13 protein-coding genes and 1 tRNA gene are annotated in these 15,909 nt (G+C 46.6%); 8 read left to right on the top strand and 6 right to left on the bottom strand.

Annotated elements, in window-relative coordinates; genetic code table 11:
• The 3 genes from polA to QM717_RS02365 all read right to left on the bottom strand — a co-directional run bounded on the left by polA (nt 1) and on the right by QM717_RS02365 (nt 4,594).
• Nucleotides 1-2,832, bottom strand: a complete 2,832-nt coding sequence (polA, locus tag QM717_RS02375) for a DNA polymerase I (protein ID WP_415034456.1) — start codon at nt 2,830-2,832, stop codon at nt 1-3.
• Between the two features lie 118 nt (nt 2,833-2,950).
• A complete protein-coding gene (locus QM717_RS02370; protein ID WP_415034454.1) occupies nt 2,951-4,408 on the bottom strand; it encodes a GEVED domain-containing protein in 1,458 nt (485 codons plus the stop codon).
• Nucleotides 4,409-4,441: 33 nt separating this feature from the next.
• Nucleotides 4,442-4,594 (bottom strand): hypothetical protein, encoded by a 153-nt coding sequence (locus QM717_RS02365; RefSeq protein ID WP_415034452.1) that lies wholly within the window; start codon nt 4,592-4,594, stop codon nt 4,442-4,444.
• A gap of 148 nt (nt 4,595-4,742) precedes the next feature.
• Between QM717_RS02365 and QM717_RS02360 the strand changes: the two genes are divergently transcribed.
• The 5 genes from QM717_RS02360 (at nt 4,743) to QM717_RS02340 (ending at nt 8,866) form a co-directional block, all read left to right on the top strand.
• Entirely contained in the window at nt 4,743-5,417 is a 675-nt protein-coding gene (locus tag QM717_RS02360) for a response regulator transcription factor (RefSeq protein WP_415034450.1), read from the top strand.
• 73 nt (nt 5,418-5,490) lie between these two features.
• Nucleotides 5,491-6,804: a sensor histidine kinase gene (locus tag QM717_RS02355; protein ID WP_415034448.1), complete on the top strand. Its 1,314-nt coding sequence runs from the start codon at nt 5,491-5,493 to the stop codon at nt 6,802-6,804.
• 94 nt (nt 6,805-6,898) lie between these two features.
• Nucleotides 6,899-7,093: a hypothetical protein gene (locus tag QM717_RS02350; RefSeq protein WP_415034446.1), complete on the top strand. Its 195-nt coding sequence runs from the start codon at nt 6,899-6,901 to the stop codon at nt 7,091-7,093.
• A 165-nt stretch (nt 7,094-7,258) separates the two neighbouring features.
• Nucleotides 7,259-8,494, top strand: a complete 1,236-nt coding sequence (locus QM717_RS02345) for a metallophosphoesterase (protein ID WP_415034444.1) — start codon at nt 7,259-7,261, stop codon at nt 8,492-8,494.
• A 75-nt stretch (nt 8,495-8,569) separates the two neighbouring features.
• Nucleotides 8,570-8,866: a thioredoxin family protein gene (locus QM717_RS02340; protein ID WP_091143626.1), complete on the top strand. Its 297-nt coding sequence runs from the start codon at nt 8,570-8,572 to the stop codon at nt 8,864-8,866.
• Here the strand turns inward: QM717_RS02340 and QM717_RS02335 are convergent.
• The gene (locus tag QM717_RS02335; RefSeq protein ID WP_415034441.1) at nt 8,851-9,495 is read right to left on the bottom strand and encodes a polysaccharide deacetylase family protein; all 645 of its coding nucleotides are present in this window, start codon (nt 9,493-9,495) and stop codon (nt 8,851-8,853) included. The genes QM717_RS02340 and QM717_RS02335 overlap by 16 nt on opposite strands.
• A 63-nt stretch (nt 9,496-9,558) precedes the next feature.
• A complete protein-coding gene (locus tag QM717_RS02330; RefSeq protein WP_415034439.1) occupies nt 9,559-12,762 on the bottom strand; it encodes a protein O-mannosyl-transferase family in 3,204 nt (1,067 codons plus the stop codon).
• Nucleotides 12,763-12,992: 230 nt separating this feature from the next.
• On the opposite strand from QM717_RS02330, the gene QM717_RS02325 reads away from it, so the two are divergent.
• Nucleotides 12,993-13,063: transfer RNA gene (locus QM717_RS02325), tRNA-Gln, on the top strand.
• Nucleotides 13,064-13,168: 105 nt separating this feature from the next.
• Here the strand turns inward: QM717_RS02325 and QM717_RS02320 are convergent.
• Nucleotides 13,169-13,993, bottom strand: coding sequence for a universal stress protein (locus QM717_RS02320; protein ID WP_415034437.1), 825 nt, complete (start codon nt 13,991-13,993; stop codon nt 13,169-13,171).
• 175 nt (nt 13,994-14,168) lie between these two features.
• On the opposite strand from QM717_RS02320, the gene rimP reads away from it, so the two are divergent.
• The gene (gene rimP, locus QM717_RS02315) at nt 14,169-14,633 is read left to right on the top strand and encodes a ribosome assembly cofactor RimP (RefSeq protein ID WP_415034435.1); all 465 of its coding nucleotides are present in this window, start codon (nt 14,169-14,171) and stop codon (nt 14,631-14,633) included.
• 15 nt (nt 14,634-14,648) lie between these two features.
• Complete coding sequence (nusA, locus tag QM717_RS02310; protein ID WP_415034433.1) at nt 14,649-15,893, top strand: transcription termination factor NusA; 1,245 nt, start codon at nt 14,649-14,651, stop codon at nt 15,891-15,893.
• Nucleotides 15,894-15,909 lie beyond the last annotated feature (16 nt).

Here is a 15,909-nt window from a genome sequence, read left to right as displayed (position 1 = left end):
TTAATGTGCTTCAAGCCAATTCGATCCGAGTCCCATTTCGACTTCAAGCGGCACGGCCATCTGGAATGCGTTTTCCATTTCATGCTTGATCATCGGCTGGATTTTCTCGATTTCTGAGTTGTGGACATCGAACACGAGTTCGTCATGCACCTGCAACAACATCTTGCTTTTCCAATTTTCAGAGGTCAATTTTTTATGGATGTTGATCATCGCAATCTTGATGATGTCGGCTGCGCTTCCTTGGATTGGGGCATTGACGGCATTTCGCTCGGCTGCTCCGCGTACGACCGCATTGGCCGAATTGATGTCTTTGAGGTAACGCCGTCTTCCCGAAATCGTCTGCACATAACCGTTTTCGCGCGCAAAATCGACCTGCTTGCTCATGTAGGACTTGAGTTGCGGATAGGTGTTGTAATAAGCCGTGATCAACTCTGCGGCTTCCGAACGCGACAAATCGGTCTGGTTGCTGAGCCCGAAAGCCGAAACGCCGTAGATGATTCCGAAATTGACCGTCTTGGCGTTGCTTCGTTGGTCGCGTGTGACTTCTTCCTGTGGTACATTGAACACTTTGGAAGCGGTCGAACGGTGGATGTCTTCTTTTTCCTGGAACGAACGGATCATGTTTTCCTCACCGCTGAGCGCCGCAATGATGCGCAATTCGATTTGCGAGTAATCGGCAGAAAGCAAAGTGTAATTTTCATCGCGTGCGACGAATGCCTTTCGGATCAATCTTCCGCGTTCTGTTCGAATGGGAATGTTTTGAAGGTTCGGATTGTTCGAGCTCAAACGCCCGGTAGCCGCGACGGTTTGCATGTAATCGGTGTGGACGCGGTTGGTGATCGCATCGACTTGTCCGGGCAAGGCCGTCACATAAGTACTTTGCAGTTTGACGAGCTGACGCCAGTCGAGGATATCGGCCACGACCGGATTGTCCTTGGCCAGATAGCTTAAAACTTCTTCGCCCGTGGCGTATTGTCCGGTTTTGGTTTTCTTTTGCTTGTTGCCACCGATTTTGAGTTTCTCGAACAAAATATCGCCGAGCTGTTTCGGGGAACCGAGGTTGAATTTCTCGCCGCAGGCTTCGTAGATCTTGGTTTCAATCGCTTGGATTTCCTTATCGAATTGCAGCGAAAGTTCCTTCAGGAAATCGATGTCGAGTCGGATGCCTTCGGTTTCCATTGCCGCGAGTACCGAAAGCAACGGCACTTCGATTTCGTCGAACAATTTCTTGGTGCCGGCCTTTTCGAGAATCGGGCCGAAATGTTGCTTGAGTTGGTAGGTTACATCGGCATCCTCGGCAGCATACTCCTTGATTTCTTCGAGCGCCACATCGCGCATCGACAATTGGCCTTTGCCTTTTTTACCGATCAAGGTTTCGATTGATTTCGGCGAATATTTGAGATAGGTTTCACTCAGCACATCCATGTTGTGGCGCATGTCTGGATTGATCAGGTAATGCGCGAGCATCGTGTCGAAAACGGGCCCTTTGATCGCAATGCCGTATTTGGACAAAACCTTGAGGTCGTATTTGACGTTCTGTCCGACTTTCTCAATGGTTTCGCTTTCGTAAAACGGCGCGAATTTTTGCACAATCGCTTTGGCGTCGTCGTAATTTTCGGGAATCGGGACATAAAATCCTTGGCCTTTTTCCCAGGAAAACGAAAGCCCGACGAGTTCGGCGTTGAGCGCGTCGATGCCGGTCGTTTCGGTGTCGAAGCTCACGGACGTTTGCTGCATCATGTTCTGTAACAGCAATTTCATCGGGAAATCGCCCTCGATGCTTTGGTACAGATGCGGCGTATTTTCTAAGGTATTGTAAAAATGGTTCTGCGGCGTATCACTTTCTTCCTCAAATCCGAACAGCGAGAATTGGTCTTCGTTGGTTTTCTTGGGTTTTGGAGCCGAAGTCGTTTCTCCATTCGAATTGATTTCGTCATATTCCGCACCACCGCCAAACAATTTGTCGAACTGCGTCTTCATTTGTCGGAATTCGAGTTCGTTGAAAATCGCATCGGTCTTGGCCACATCGGGTTTCGACAATTCATAGTCATTTTCGTCAAAGGTCACGTCGCAATCGATGATGATCGTCGCGAGCTTTTTAGACATGATGCCTTGGTCCTTATTGGCCTCAATTTTATCTTTCAAGGCGCCTTTGAGCAAATGCGTGTTTTCGAGTAAATTCTCCATCGAACCGAACTCGGCGAGCAATTTCTTGGCGGTTTTTTCACCCACGCCCGGCAATCCCGGAATGTTATCGACGGCGTCGCCCATCATGCCGAGGTAATCGATGACCTGTTCGGTACGCTCGATCTCGAAGCGCGCCAATACTTCGGGAACGCCCCAGATCTCGATGTCGTTGCCCAATCGCGACGGACGGTACATGAAAATATTTTCGGAGACCAATTGGGCGTAATCCTTATCGGGGGTCACCATGAAAACCTGGTAGCCTTGTTTTTCGGCTTGTTTGGCGATGGTGCCGATCAAATCGTCTGCCTCGCAACCCGCAACTTCGATGATCGGGATGTGCATCGCGCGCAGCAATTCCTGGATCCATGGCACGGCGATCATGATCGCTTCGGGTGTGGCATCGCGGTTGGCCTTGTAATCGGTATACATTTCCGAACGCACGGTGCTGCCGCCTTTGTCGAATGCCACGGCCAGATGGTCGGGTTTTTCGCGTCTGATTACATCGAGCAGGGAATTCATGAAACCGAGAATGGCCGAGGTGTCCATTCCTTTGGAATTGATCCTTGGGTTCTTGATCAGGGCGTAATATCCGCGGAAAATCAATGCATAGGCATCGAGTAGGAAAAGGCGTTTTTGAGCTGACATAGTGTAGTTTTGTAAGGTTTCAAAAATACAAAACTAAACCAGTAAAACGGAAAACCGATGCAAAATAAATCTGCACCGGTTCGCAAAAAAACAACTAACGAAATTAAAATGAAACGGATTATTTCCGGATGATTTTCTGTTGGGATGCGCTTCCGTTTTCGAATTCGATTAGGATGGCATAGACGCCCGATTTTTGGGTCGTCAAATCAATGGTGTTTGATTTTTGGTTGGCCACCAATTGTCCGAGCATGTTGTAAATGCGGATGTTTTTGATGGTTTCGGCCGTTTGGATTTGGAATAAGCCGTCGGTCGGATTCGGGTAAATGGAAACGGCTTTCTTTTCGAAATCCTGATTGGCTAAAGTGTTTCCGATTTGGATTGAATATTCTTCAACTTGCCCATAATAGGCATTCAGACAAGCATCAAATTCCCCGGGTTCATAAACATTCCACAGGTCTTTGATGAGGCGCATTCGGGTGGTTCCCAAAAGGGCATTTTCTGGAATCGTGATGCCGATGGTGGCCGTGACGTCATCCTCACCTGTTGAAGGCAAGAGCGAAACGGTTTGGTATTCGGTATCCATATCGTAAACACCGTCTTGATTCCAGTCGAAAAAGACGCGGATGTCGTGCTCTAATGGGCCCACGGTATTTCCTTTTACGGTCAGGGTATACGTTTCTCCACGATTCACATTGGCCACCATGGAAGTAAAATCTTCATAGGCCGGCGTCGCATTGACGATAGGGGAAGTGGCATTGTTGAGGTTGGCAAAATCGACGAGCGAAATCGGTTCCACATCATAATCGACCGATACCTCGCAATATTGCGGATGGTTCTGGATGCAACGCACCGACAAACCTTGCCCTCTCGTACTGCCTGCACTCGGGTTGACGATGAAATTGCTGTAATACAGATATTTGGCGTAATCATCATTGTCGCTCGTGGTCTTGCTCCAATAATACCCGCGAACGCCGGTGAAATTGAAACTTCCCGATGGCAATTTGGAGCCCGCAATCGTCAGTTTGAGGCTGCTTTCGAAAGCAGTGGCGATATTGGTAATGTTTTCGGCGGCGATGATGGCTTCCCAGTCGGCTTTGGTGGGAACGCTCCAATGGCTGCCAAGTGCCTTGCATGGGTCGCAGCCATTGGTGGCAGTGGCTTCTTGTGGTGATTTGGCGTTCCATTGGTCGGTTGAAGTCCCTTCCGACCACCATTCAGGTGAAGTGGAATAAAAGCCGTCGCCGGGAGCAATTCCCGATGGATTGTTGGGTTGCGGTGCGATTGCTGTTGGCGTGGCATTCCTTTTTTGATGCCCGTCCGTCCAGCGTCCCCATTGGTAGAGATCGCCGTATCCATTTTCATCGGTGGCCGAAGTGGCGACGCTTTGGCTGCCGAGGTTTTGCTGCAACCAGACTTTGCCGTCTTTGCCGCGAACGGTCGTATAAGTGGTTTCGTTTCCGTTGTTATTAAAGGTAATGCAACCTACATCGCCAACAATAGGCCCGGGTGGTTGACAATCCTGTGCCAATAGGCGTCCGGCAAACAGCATTAAAAGCAGTAGATAATTTTGTGTCATGGTATTTTTAATTAGTCAAGCAAAATTATTTATTTAGACTAAATAAAAATAATAATTATTCCATTTTTCAGAAATAAAAATGTTTTTGGCGCTATGGTTGTCAATTGCAAAGAAAATTAACGCTAAAATTTTCAAGGCTTCTTTTTTACAAGAAAGGAATTGCAAAAGCAAAGCTGGATTCTTCATCTGAACTTCATTTTCGCGTGTTACTTTTACAAGGTTAAATAAATCTTTTTGAAAAACGACATGAAACTCGTTTGCCTAAAAGCTGGTAAAGAAATTTATCAGCTTTTGTTTTAATATTCGTAATTTTAGTCGACCATAAAGCATCCAGATGAACATCCTTATTGTTGAAGACCACGCGGAGCTTGCTTCCGAAATCATCGATTACCTTTCCCAGAACGGCTACGTTTGCAAATGGGCGCGGACTTGCGAAGACGCGCTCGAGGAGGTTTCGGTCAATACGTTCGATGCCATGCTGCTCGATTTGGGTTTGCCCGATGGCAGCGGATTTGAAGTATTGCAATCGGTACGCAAAACCCAATCGAATATGGCGGTCATCATCATTACGGCGCGCGGCGAACTCGACGATCGCATCAATGGATTGGACCTTGGTGCCGACGATTACCTGACCAAACCATTTGCGCTGACCGAGCTTGTCGCACGACTCTATGCCATCATCCGTAGAATGCATGGGTTTGTCGTCAATGAAATCGACCTGCACGGTTTTACGTTGCAGTTGCAGGATTACAAAGTGCGTTATGGGGAACATCCGATCAATTTGACGAAGAAGGAATTCGATATTTTTCAATATTTGGTGCTCAACAAAAACCGGGTCATTACGCGTTTGCAACTCACCGAGCACATCTGGGGCGACATCCTCGAAGTCAATTCCGATTCGAATTTCATCGATGTGCATGTGCGCAACCTCAGGAAAAAACTCGACAAGCATACTACTTTGGAATGGTTTGAAACGGTGCGCAATGTCGGTTATCGAATCAATGTCTAAATTTTTAGCCACGAATTAAACCAATTGGCACAAATGATTCGAGCTAATTTGTGTCATTTGCGGCCAACAAAATATGAAATTCAAACACCAACTTTCCATCTTCAATGCGCTGACCCGTTTGCTGGTCATCCTGGTGCTGTGGCTGCTGTTGCCGGTATTGGTCGAGAAAGTGGTTTCGAAACACATCAACCAGACGCTGCTCGAGAAAAAGCAGAATTTCATCGCACACCTCGACAATGAGGAAATCAACGACTTCCTGATCCGCAACGATACTTCCGAAACCTATTCGAGTTATTCCACTTTGCACAGCGAGTTCCTTCAATTGTCATTATTGCAGCGAAAGGCCACGGGGCAAACCATTTTCCTGACCGAGCCACGCGTGATCGAGGAAGAACAAAACGATTACCGCATCCTGCAATACGAATTCGAATACGATGCGCATTTTTACCTGCTCGAGATCGGCAGCAACCTGAGCGAAATTGAAGAACTCACCTTTGTGATCCGGGTTTTTATCCTGATCGTGCTCGTCGTGATTTTGCTCGTGACTTTTTTGATGGATACCTTTTACATCGAATACCTGCTCAAGCCGTTCTACAAAATCATCGACACCAAGATCAGGCGCGTCGACCAGCCCGAGAAGTTCGACCATACGCCCATTGCGTCCACTTCGGCCGATTTCGAGCAGCTCGACACGGTTTTGAACCAGATGATGGACCGCATCGGCGAATCGTTCCGGCAGGAAAAGCAGTTCATCGCCAATGTGTCGCACGAATTGCTCACACCGATTGCGCTGCTCAAGGGCAAATTCGAAAACCTGCTGCAAAACGACTCGCTCGACGATGCGGCGATCGACAAAATTGCGGGCGCGCTCAGGACGCTCGATCTGCTCAAGAAGGTCATCAATAATTTATTGTTGATCTCGCGCATCGAAAACAACCAGTATGAGGCCAACGAAATCATCCATTTTGCTCAAATTGTCGAAAACCTGATCGATGATTTGGCCGACCGCATCGAAGAAAAAGGACTTTCGGTAGAGCGACATTTCCACTACCAGCCCGAATTCAAAGGCAACGGGACGTTGATCCACATCTTGTTGTACAATCTGGTGGTCAATGCCATCAAGTACAACAAACCCAAAGGCAAGATCCTGGTCGAGGACGGATTCTCAGAAAACAAATATTTCATTGCCATCACCGATACCGGAATCGGCATGGAACCCCATCAGGTTGCAAGTATCTTTACACGGTTCACACGTATCAGCAGCGATCAGGAAGGGCAGGGGCTCGGGCTGGCCATTGCACATACCATCGCCCATTTTCACCACCTCACCATTGAAGTCTATTCTACACCCGGACAAGGCACGACGTTCACGCTTTTGTTTAATTAAAAGTTAAAAAAGAGGAGAACTGACAATCTTCATTTGGTCTTCATTTTACGGTACTACCTTTGACCTGTAATTAAACCATTAAATACTTTTAATCATGAAAAAATTAGCATTATTGGTTGCAGTCTTCGGATTGGCTACAGCCACAACTTTCGCCCAAGATGCCACAGCAAAACCGGTGAAACACAACAAAAAGCACAAAACAGAAGCGAAAGCCGAAGTGACCAAACCGGATGCAAAGGCCACCAAGGCCGAAGCGACGAAAGCCACCGACGCAAAAGCAAAAAAATAATAAGCGCAAAGGCTTATTGAATTCATAGTGTTATAGTTTTGGTTGATGAAGCCGGTGATGCGAGTCACCGGCTTTTCTTTTTGCGATGGTACAATCGTTAAATTTTATCCAACAAAAGCGCGGTGCATTGGCTTTCTTTGTTAATTTGTGTAAACTTTCCAAAAAATGCTGCGGTTCTGGATTATTTTCACCCTTGTCTTACTGCTGATTGAATTCTATGCATTCCAGGCTTTCCGTACGGTGATCAAGACACGTTGGATGTTGGGCGCCTACATCATGGTCAGTCTGTTTGTAGTAGGTTTTATCTTTTATGCCATTGCGCATTATGACCGTTCGGTAGGGCAGACCAAGCAGACGTTGATGGCGCTCGGGTTGCTTTTGCTGATTTACATTCCCAAGATTTTACTCATGTTTTTCATGTTCGGCGAAGATGTGTACCGGGTGTTCCGCGCCGGATGCAACTATTTCTACCAGTCGGATGTGGATGCCGGTATTTTTCCGGCCAGGCGAAAGTTTGTGAGCCAAATCGGATTGGGTTTGGCGGCAGTCCCGTTTTTGTCGTTGATCTATGGGATGACCATCGGGAAATACAATTACAAAGTGATGCGCCAACAGGTCTTTTTCCCCGACTTGCCCGATGCTTTCGATGGATTCAAGCTCACCCAGATTTCAGATGTCCATAGTGGCAGTTTCGACAATCCCGACAAAATCAACCACGCCATCGACCTGATCAACGAGCAGGATTCCGATTTGATTTTGTTCACGGGCGACATCGTCAATGTGCATGCCAAGGAAATGCATCCTTGGATCGAGGCTTTCAACCGCATCCGTCCGCATGCATTTGGCAAGTATTCGGTTTTGGGCAACCACGATTACGGCGAATACGTCGAATGGCCGTCGCAGAAAGAAAAAGCCGAAAATTTTGCCGCGATTAAGGACCTGCACCGCCAAATCGATTTCAAGCTCATGCTCAACGAGCATGCGTTCCTGCAAAAGGGCAACGACAAGATTGCATTGGTCGGCGTGGAAAACTGGGGGCGCAATTTCAAGCAGGCCGGCGATTTGCGCAAAGCCTCGGAAGGTTTGCAAAAAGAAGATTTCAAGATATTGATGAGCCACGACCCAAGCCATTGGGAAGAACAGGTCAAGCGACACGAAAAGAACTTTCACCTGACTTTGTCCGGCCATACGCACGGGTTGCAGTTCGGAATCGAAATTCCCGGTTTTTTCAAGTGGAGCCCGGCGCAATACATTTACAAACAATGGGCTGGATTGTATGAGGAATTCGGAAGATACGTTTACGTGAACCGCGGTTTTGGGTTCCATGCCTATCCCGGCCGGGTAGGAATTATGCCAGAAATAACGGTGATCGAACTAAAAAAAGGCGAAAAATTAGCATAATTCGTTAAAAATGCTACATTTGTATCCTCAATATCTCAAATCGAACGATTTAGGAATTAAAAATATTTTGGTTTTATGTCAAAATTTGGAGAATTAATCAACGCACAAGTACCCGTACTGATCGATTTCTACACCGAGTGGAACGAATCGTCGGTTTCGATGCATCCGGTCATCCGCGATGTGGCGGCGGCATTGGGCGACAAGGCAAAAGTCATCAAGATTGATGTCGATAAAAACCAGGAATTGGCCGATGCCTTACGCATCAAAGGGCTTCCTACACTGATGATTTACAAGGAAGGGCAGATGATCTGGAGACAATCCGGGGAATTGGACGCCAACACCATCATCGGACTGGTTCAGGAACAAATCTGAGCCGGCACTTCACAACGGTATCCGTTCTCGGATAAAAATCCCAACGTTTTAGGCAACGCATATTGAAGGTTCTTAAACGCCTTGACGCTGTCATGGAATACGATAATACTTCCCGGTTCTACATTTTTCAACACGTTTTCGAGGCATTGCTCGGGCGTTATGTTTGGGTCGAAATCGGCACTTACAATGTCCCACATAATGATTTTATAACCGAGTTTGTGTAAACGCCTGGCCTGGTCGCGTTTGATTTTGCCATAAGGCGGCCGCATGATTTTGGTCGGTCTGGTGAACTCGGCAATGGTTTGCCAGCACCGTTCCACATTGTCGATGTATTGCCCTGTCCCGGTTTTCCAACCGTTGAGGTGGTTGAAGGTATGGTTGCCGATTGAATGCCCAGCCGAAGTGACTTTATTGAAAATATCCGAATGTTTGCGCACATTGTCGCCGATGCAAAAGAAAGTGGCTTTGGCGTTGTGTTGGTGCAATTGTTCCAAAACCCATTCGGTCACTTCGGGAATCGGGCCGTCGTCAAAAGTAAGCCAGACGGTTTTTTTGTTGGTCTTGAAATCCCAAATGTATTTGGGGAACAGCCATTTGATGATCGGGTGCGTTTTAATCCAAAGTTTCATAGCGAATATAAAAAGAAAATGCAGCAATCTTCATCACTGCATTTTCCAGATAAGCGTTTGTTGTTATTCGTCGTCGCGTCCGAAACGCTCAAACATTTTGTTGTATCTGTTGAAAACCGTTCGATTTTTGGCGTAATATTCGGCATCGCCACGGTCTTTCATGACTTCGAGCAATCCACGGTAGCGTTCAATATCGGTGATGATTTCGATCATGATGTTGTTCTGTTCCGATGGCTCGAGGTTTTTGTAATAATCCAAATTCTGCTGGTATTTCACGATGAGTTGGTCAAGCAATTGGCGCGCCTTGGCTTTTTCGCCCACTTCATAATAACCGCCCGCAAATGGGTCAAGCAAGGAATAGTAACCGAAATATTCGACAGGCATCTTGGTCATCGCCAAATCGATTACTTTTTTGGCCTGTTCCTTTTTGCCTTCGTTGATTTGCTGTTCCATCAGACGCGCGAGGTTGGTGCGGTACGAAATACTGTTCTTGCGCGTTTCCGGATCGTGGTAGATTTTCGGACTTTCGCTGTTGCCCCAATCCCATTTCATAACGATGTTGTACATCTTGTCGGTGTCGATCTGGCCCATGTCGAGCGGGCTGCCATCTTTAGGGATCGGCGTGCGGATTGGTACGAGTTTGTACACCATACCGTCCAATTGGAGGTAATCCTTCATCCACAGGTAATCGTCGTCGCCGAAACTTCCTCCGGTGAAATAGATCGGGCGTTTCCAATCGTTGTTGGCCAATACATCGAGCATCATCAGACGGTTTTTGTACAATGCCTGCCCTTTGATTTCGATGTCGATATACGGCACGATCGAGTCATAATATTTAGGCGCAACGACTTTATTCTTGATGATGTTTTCCTTGTTGATTGGGATGCGGACTTTATTGGTCGGATAGAAATGGACAAACTGCCCGTTTTGCATCTGCGCCATCGTCTGCGGATTGTCGCTCGCAATGAACCCGATAAAATCCTTAAGGTTCCAACGGTTTTCGGTTTGCGGATTGTGGAACGCATAATCGAGTTTGTCCCCGACGTATTGGTCGTGCTTGAACGAAATCGGCAGTCCATCCGAAGTGTAAGTCTTGCGCTTCATCTGGTCGATGTACCAATCGGTCATGAACAGGCTGGTGTTGACAATCTTGATGTCGGGTCTTACACCTTCGATTTCCTGGGCGTACCAAAGCGGGAACGTATCGTTGTCGCCAATGGTAAATAAAATCGCATTGGGCTCACAGGAATCCAGGTAAGCCTTGGCCATCGCAATCGCGGTGTATTTGCCTGAACGGTCGTGGTCGTCCCAGTTCTGGGAAGCCATCAGCACCGGAGCGGCCAATAAGGAAGCGGCGATTGCCACCGGTCCGGCGATTTTGGGTTGTAGGTAATTGGCCAGTTTTTCATAAATCGCGTAGATTCCAAACGCAATCCAGATCGCGAACACATAGAATGACCCGACGAGCGCATAATCCCGTTCACGCGGTTCGAACGGACGCTCATTGAGGTAAATCTTCAAGGCCAATCCGGTAAAAAGGAACAAGACCAATAAAATATAGAAACTCTTGAGGTCGCGGTTGGCGTGGTACACCAAACCGATAATCCCGAGGATAAATGGCAAAAAGAAATAGACATTGCGTCCGTGGTTGTTCAAGACATCGGCAGGCAGGTTTTGCTGCGATCCGAGATGTGCTTCGTCAATAAAATTGATGCCGCTGAGCCAGTTGCCATCGAGGTTGTCGTATTTGCCTTGGATGTCGTTCTGCCTTCCGGTAAAATTCCACATCAAATACCTCCAATACATATAGCCGAATTGGTATTCGACCATAAAACTGAGGTTGTCCCAAGTGGTCGGTTTCTGGATGTTAAGGTAATCACCATATTCCTTGAGAAACGTCACATAGCCATCGTTGTCGATCTGCTTGGCGGCATACGCCTTGCGGAATTCGGCCACCACATTGACGAGTTCCTGTTCCTCTGCATATTCGGGTTTGATACGGAATTCGAGTGCATGTGTGAAATTCATATAATTTTCGGCGTGCTCGGTGCTCCACATCCTTGGCAGGATGGTTTTGTGGTTGTCGTCGCTGTTCTGTTCGGCGTTTTTCCAGTTGTTGGTGATGATGTATTTGCCGGTTTTGTAGTCGCGTTCGTAGTTGGGTTTTTTGTCGAGATACGGCTGGTTTTCATCCAGTCCGGCGAACATGTCCGAGAATTGCGGGCCATAAAACAATGGATTGACGCCGTATTGCTCGCGGTTGTAATAAGCCAAGACCTCGGCGGCATCCGATGGTTTGTTTTCGTTGATCACGACATTGGCATTGGCGCGGATTGGCAACATCATCCAGGTCGAGAATCCGATCAGGATGAAAAGCACGCAAAGGATGATCGTGTTGTACAAAACCTGTCCTTTTTCCTTGGTTTTCTTGAGCCCGAAATAAAACAAACCGATGATAGCCAGGAATACGAAAATTGTTCCCGAATCGAACGGCAGGCCCAAGCTGTTGACCATGAAGATTTCGGTTTTTCCAAACACGGCCATTGTCCAAGGCAACAACAATTTGAAGATGAACAACAGGATCGCGATCACGACCGCATTGGCGATGATGAAATTCTTAACCGTGATGGTTTTGTAATGTTTGAAATAATACAGCAGCCCGATGGCAGGAATCGTCAGCAAGGCCATAAAGTGGACCCCGAAAGAAAGTCCGGTCATCAAGGAGATGAGCAACAGCCATTTGTTGCCACGTGGCGTGTGCATATCGGCTTCCCAACGCAGACCAAGCCAGAACATGGCCGCAATGAACAAGGTCGCCATCGCATACACTTCCGCTTCGACGGCATTGAACCAAAAACTATCTGAGAAAGTAAAGGCAAGTGAGGCTACAAAAGCACTTCCGAGGATTACCTTAAGCTTGGTGTCGTCAAGTTCAGAAAAACTAGAGACAAATTTGCGCAACACAATCGTGGTCGACCAAAACATGAACAAAATCGTAAAGGCGCTTGAGAAAACCGACATCATGTTGACCATCAGGGCCACTTGTTTGGCATCGGGGGCAAACATGGCGAAAAAGGCACCCATCATCTGGAAAAGTGGCGCCCCGGGCGGGTGACCGACTTCAAGTTTGGCGGCAGTGGCAATGTATTCGCCGCAGTCCCAAAAACTCATGGTGGGTTCTACGGTGAGGGTATAAGTAATAAGAGCGATTGAAAAAGTAAGCCAGCCTGTAATTGTATTCCATTTACTGAAATTGAATGTCGCCATACGGAAATGAGGTTTATTGAAGTTACAAAGAAACTATTTTTTTGCTTAAGGAATGGCGCATTAACAAAAAATTCTCCCATTTTACCTATGCCTGTCAATCCTTTTGCGCAGATTCAAAAGACTTTAGCTTCGGTGCAAATGTTACAGCAAAAAAAATGAGAAAAAAACAGTAAAAATTTGCGAAGAATAAAATTTGTTTTAAATTTGCACTCGCTTAACAGCAATGGAACTGGCCTATGGTGTAATGGTAACACTACGGTTTTTGGTGCCGTCTTTCTAGGTTCGAGTCCTAGTGGGCCAACTTCACAGAATCCCGATCAGCAATGGTCGGGATTTTTATTTTGCTGATTCCCAACAAAAAACCCTCCGTTTCCGAAGGGTTTTCTATTTTCAAGTGAAATAATGCTTAGATTTTGAAGGTGATCACCGGGCGAACTGCATGGTTGACCAAGTCTTCGCTGATGCTTCCGTTGAAGAAATGTGCAAATCCAGTTCTGCCGTGCGTACACATCCCGATCAGGTCGGCGTTGACACTGTTGGCGAAGTTGAGGATGCCTTTTTCGACATTTACGTCGTTATAGATGTGCATCGAGTGGTTCGGGTAATCGAACTCGGCCATAAAATCGGCCATGATTTTCTCGGCAACTGCGGTTGGCTTGAATGTGTTCGGGGTGTTGACCATCACGAGCTTGAGCTGGGCGTCGAAACCTTTGGCGAATTCGAGCAATTGACGGAACGGTTTTTTGATTTCCTGTGAAAAATCCGAAGCGAACACGAGGTTTTTGGCATTGAATGTACTCATCTCGTTTTTGATCACGAGCACTGGAACCTCGGCAAAGCGAACGACCTTTTCTGTATTCGATCCGATGAACATTTCCTGAAATCCGCTGGCGCCGTGCGACCCCATGACGATGAAGTCGATGTTGTTTTTCTTGCTGACGCCCAAGATGCCTTCGAAGGCTTTTTCAAACTGGATAATTTCTGAAACATTGATTCCTTTGAGGTAATCCACGTCCATAAGATCTTCCAGGTTACTGATGGCCTTGTTCTTGAAGAACATGATCTCAGGAATGTCGCTTCCCGATCCGACGGCGTCTGTTCCTTGGTGTGGCAGTTCAAGCATGTGCAGCAAAATAATTTCGCTGTTGTTCTCGCGCGCAATCTGGGCAGCAACTTTTAGAGCGTATTCAGCATGTTTGGAAAAATCGGTTGGAACTAAAATTCGTTTCATAATAAGAAGTGTAAGAAATTTATTTTGAAAATGGTTTGTTTTTTATACAATAAAGGTAAGAATTATTTTTACATACCGCATGATTTTTGATTTACAAAAAAATGATTATATTTGCAGCGTTATTTATTAGAAACTAAATAATGAGGGGACAGGAGTCCCCTCTTTTTATAATCATATGACATTTAAAGAGAAAGTCAGCGGTTTGCTCGAGGAAGGATTGAAAGCGAATCCGTCCCTTTTTTTAATCGACCTGACCATTACCGACGGTTTCAAGATTATTGTTACCTTAGATGGCGATAACGGCGTCACTTTGCAGGATTGCATCGACATCAGCCGCGCCATCGAACACAATCTGGATCGCGAGGAGCAAGATTTTTCGTTGGAAGTGGCTTCGGCCGGGCTTTCGACCCCGCTCAAAACCGTAAGGCAATACCAAAAAAACATCGGGCGCACGCTGATCGTAAAGACCAATGACGAGAAAATCGAAGCCGAATTGACCGCTGTCAATGACGATTTCATCACACTCGAATGGGAGGCGCGCGAACCCAAAAAAATAGGCAAGGGAAAAGAAACCGTTCAAAAGAAACGCGAACTGCCCTACGCAGAGATCAAAGAAGCAATTGTTACAGTAACATTTTAAATTTAAAGAGTTGGCATGGAAAATTTAGCCTTAATTGAATCATTTTCAGAGTTCAAAGACGACAAGTTGATTGATCGTGTAACGCTAATGGCGATATTGGAAGATGTGTTTAGGAATGCACTGAAAAAGAAATTCGGTTCGGATGAGAACTTTGACATCATCATCAACCCAGACAAAGGCGATATGGAAATCTGGAGAAGACGCGTGATCGTAGCCGATGACGACCTCGATCTGGAAAATGAAGAGATTACACTCACCGAAGCGCGCAAAATCGAACCCGATTTCGAGATTGGCGAAGAGGTTTCAGAAGAAGTAAAATTGATCGATTTGGGAAGAAGAGCGATCTTGGCTTTGCGCCAAAACCTCATTTCCAAGATCCACGAGCACGACAATACGAATCTTTACAAGCAATTTAAAGATTTAATTGGCGATATTTACACAGCCGAAGTGCACCACGTTCGTCCAAGAGTTGTAATTTTGGTCGACGATGAAGGCAACGAGATCGTTTTGCCAAAGGAAAAACAAATCCCAAGCGATTTCTTCCGCAAAGGCGACAACGTGCGTGGTATCATCGAAAGCGTGGAGTTGAAAGGCAATAAGCCGCAGATCATCATGTCGCGTACGTCGGAGAAATTCCTCGAGAAATTGTTCGAACAGGAAATTCCGGAAGTGTTTGACGGTTTGATCATGGTCAAAAATGTAGTCCGTATCCCGGGCGAAAAGGCGAAAGTAGCCGTTGATTCTTACGATGACCGCATCGATCCGGTGGGGGCTTGCGTCGGAATGAAAGGTTCGCGTATCCACGGCATCGTTCGCGAATTGGGCAACGAAAACATCGACGTGATCAACTACACCAGCAATGTTAACTTGTACATCACAAGAGCATTGAGTCCTGCAAAAGTGTCCTCGATTAAGATCAACGAGGAGGCCAAAAGGGCCGAAGTGTATTTAAAATTGGAAGAAGTTTCCAAAGCGATCGGTCGCGGTGGACACAATATTAAATTGGCTGGTCTGTTGACTGGTTACGAATTGGATGTCATCCGCGAAGGCAACATTGCCGAAGAAGAAGACGATGTAGAATTGACAGAGTTCTCAGATGAAATCGAAGACTGGGTAATCGAAGAATTTGCCAAAATTGGTCTCGATACGGCCCGAAGCATCTTGAAACAGGATGTGGAAGATCTCGTCAGAAGAACCGATCTCGAGGAGGAAACCATCCTTGACGTGATGCGCATCCTCAAGGAAGAGTTCAACAGTTAAGAAACTGCTGCCACAA

This window comes from Flavobacterium sp. (genome assembly GCF_047602195.1).
Classification (GTDB): Bacteria; Bacteroidota; Bacteroidia; order Flavobacteriales; family Flavobacteriaceae; genus Flavobacterium.
The sequence above is the reverse complement of the archived record's forward strand: the minus strand, read 5'-3'. Positions and strand labels throughout refer to the sequence as shown.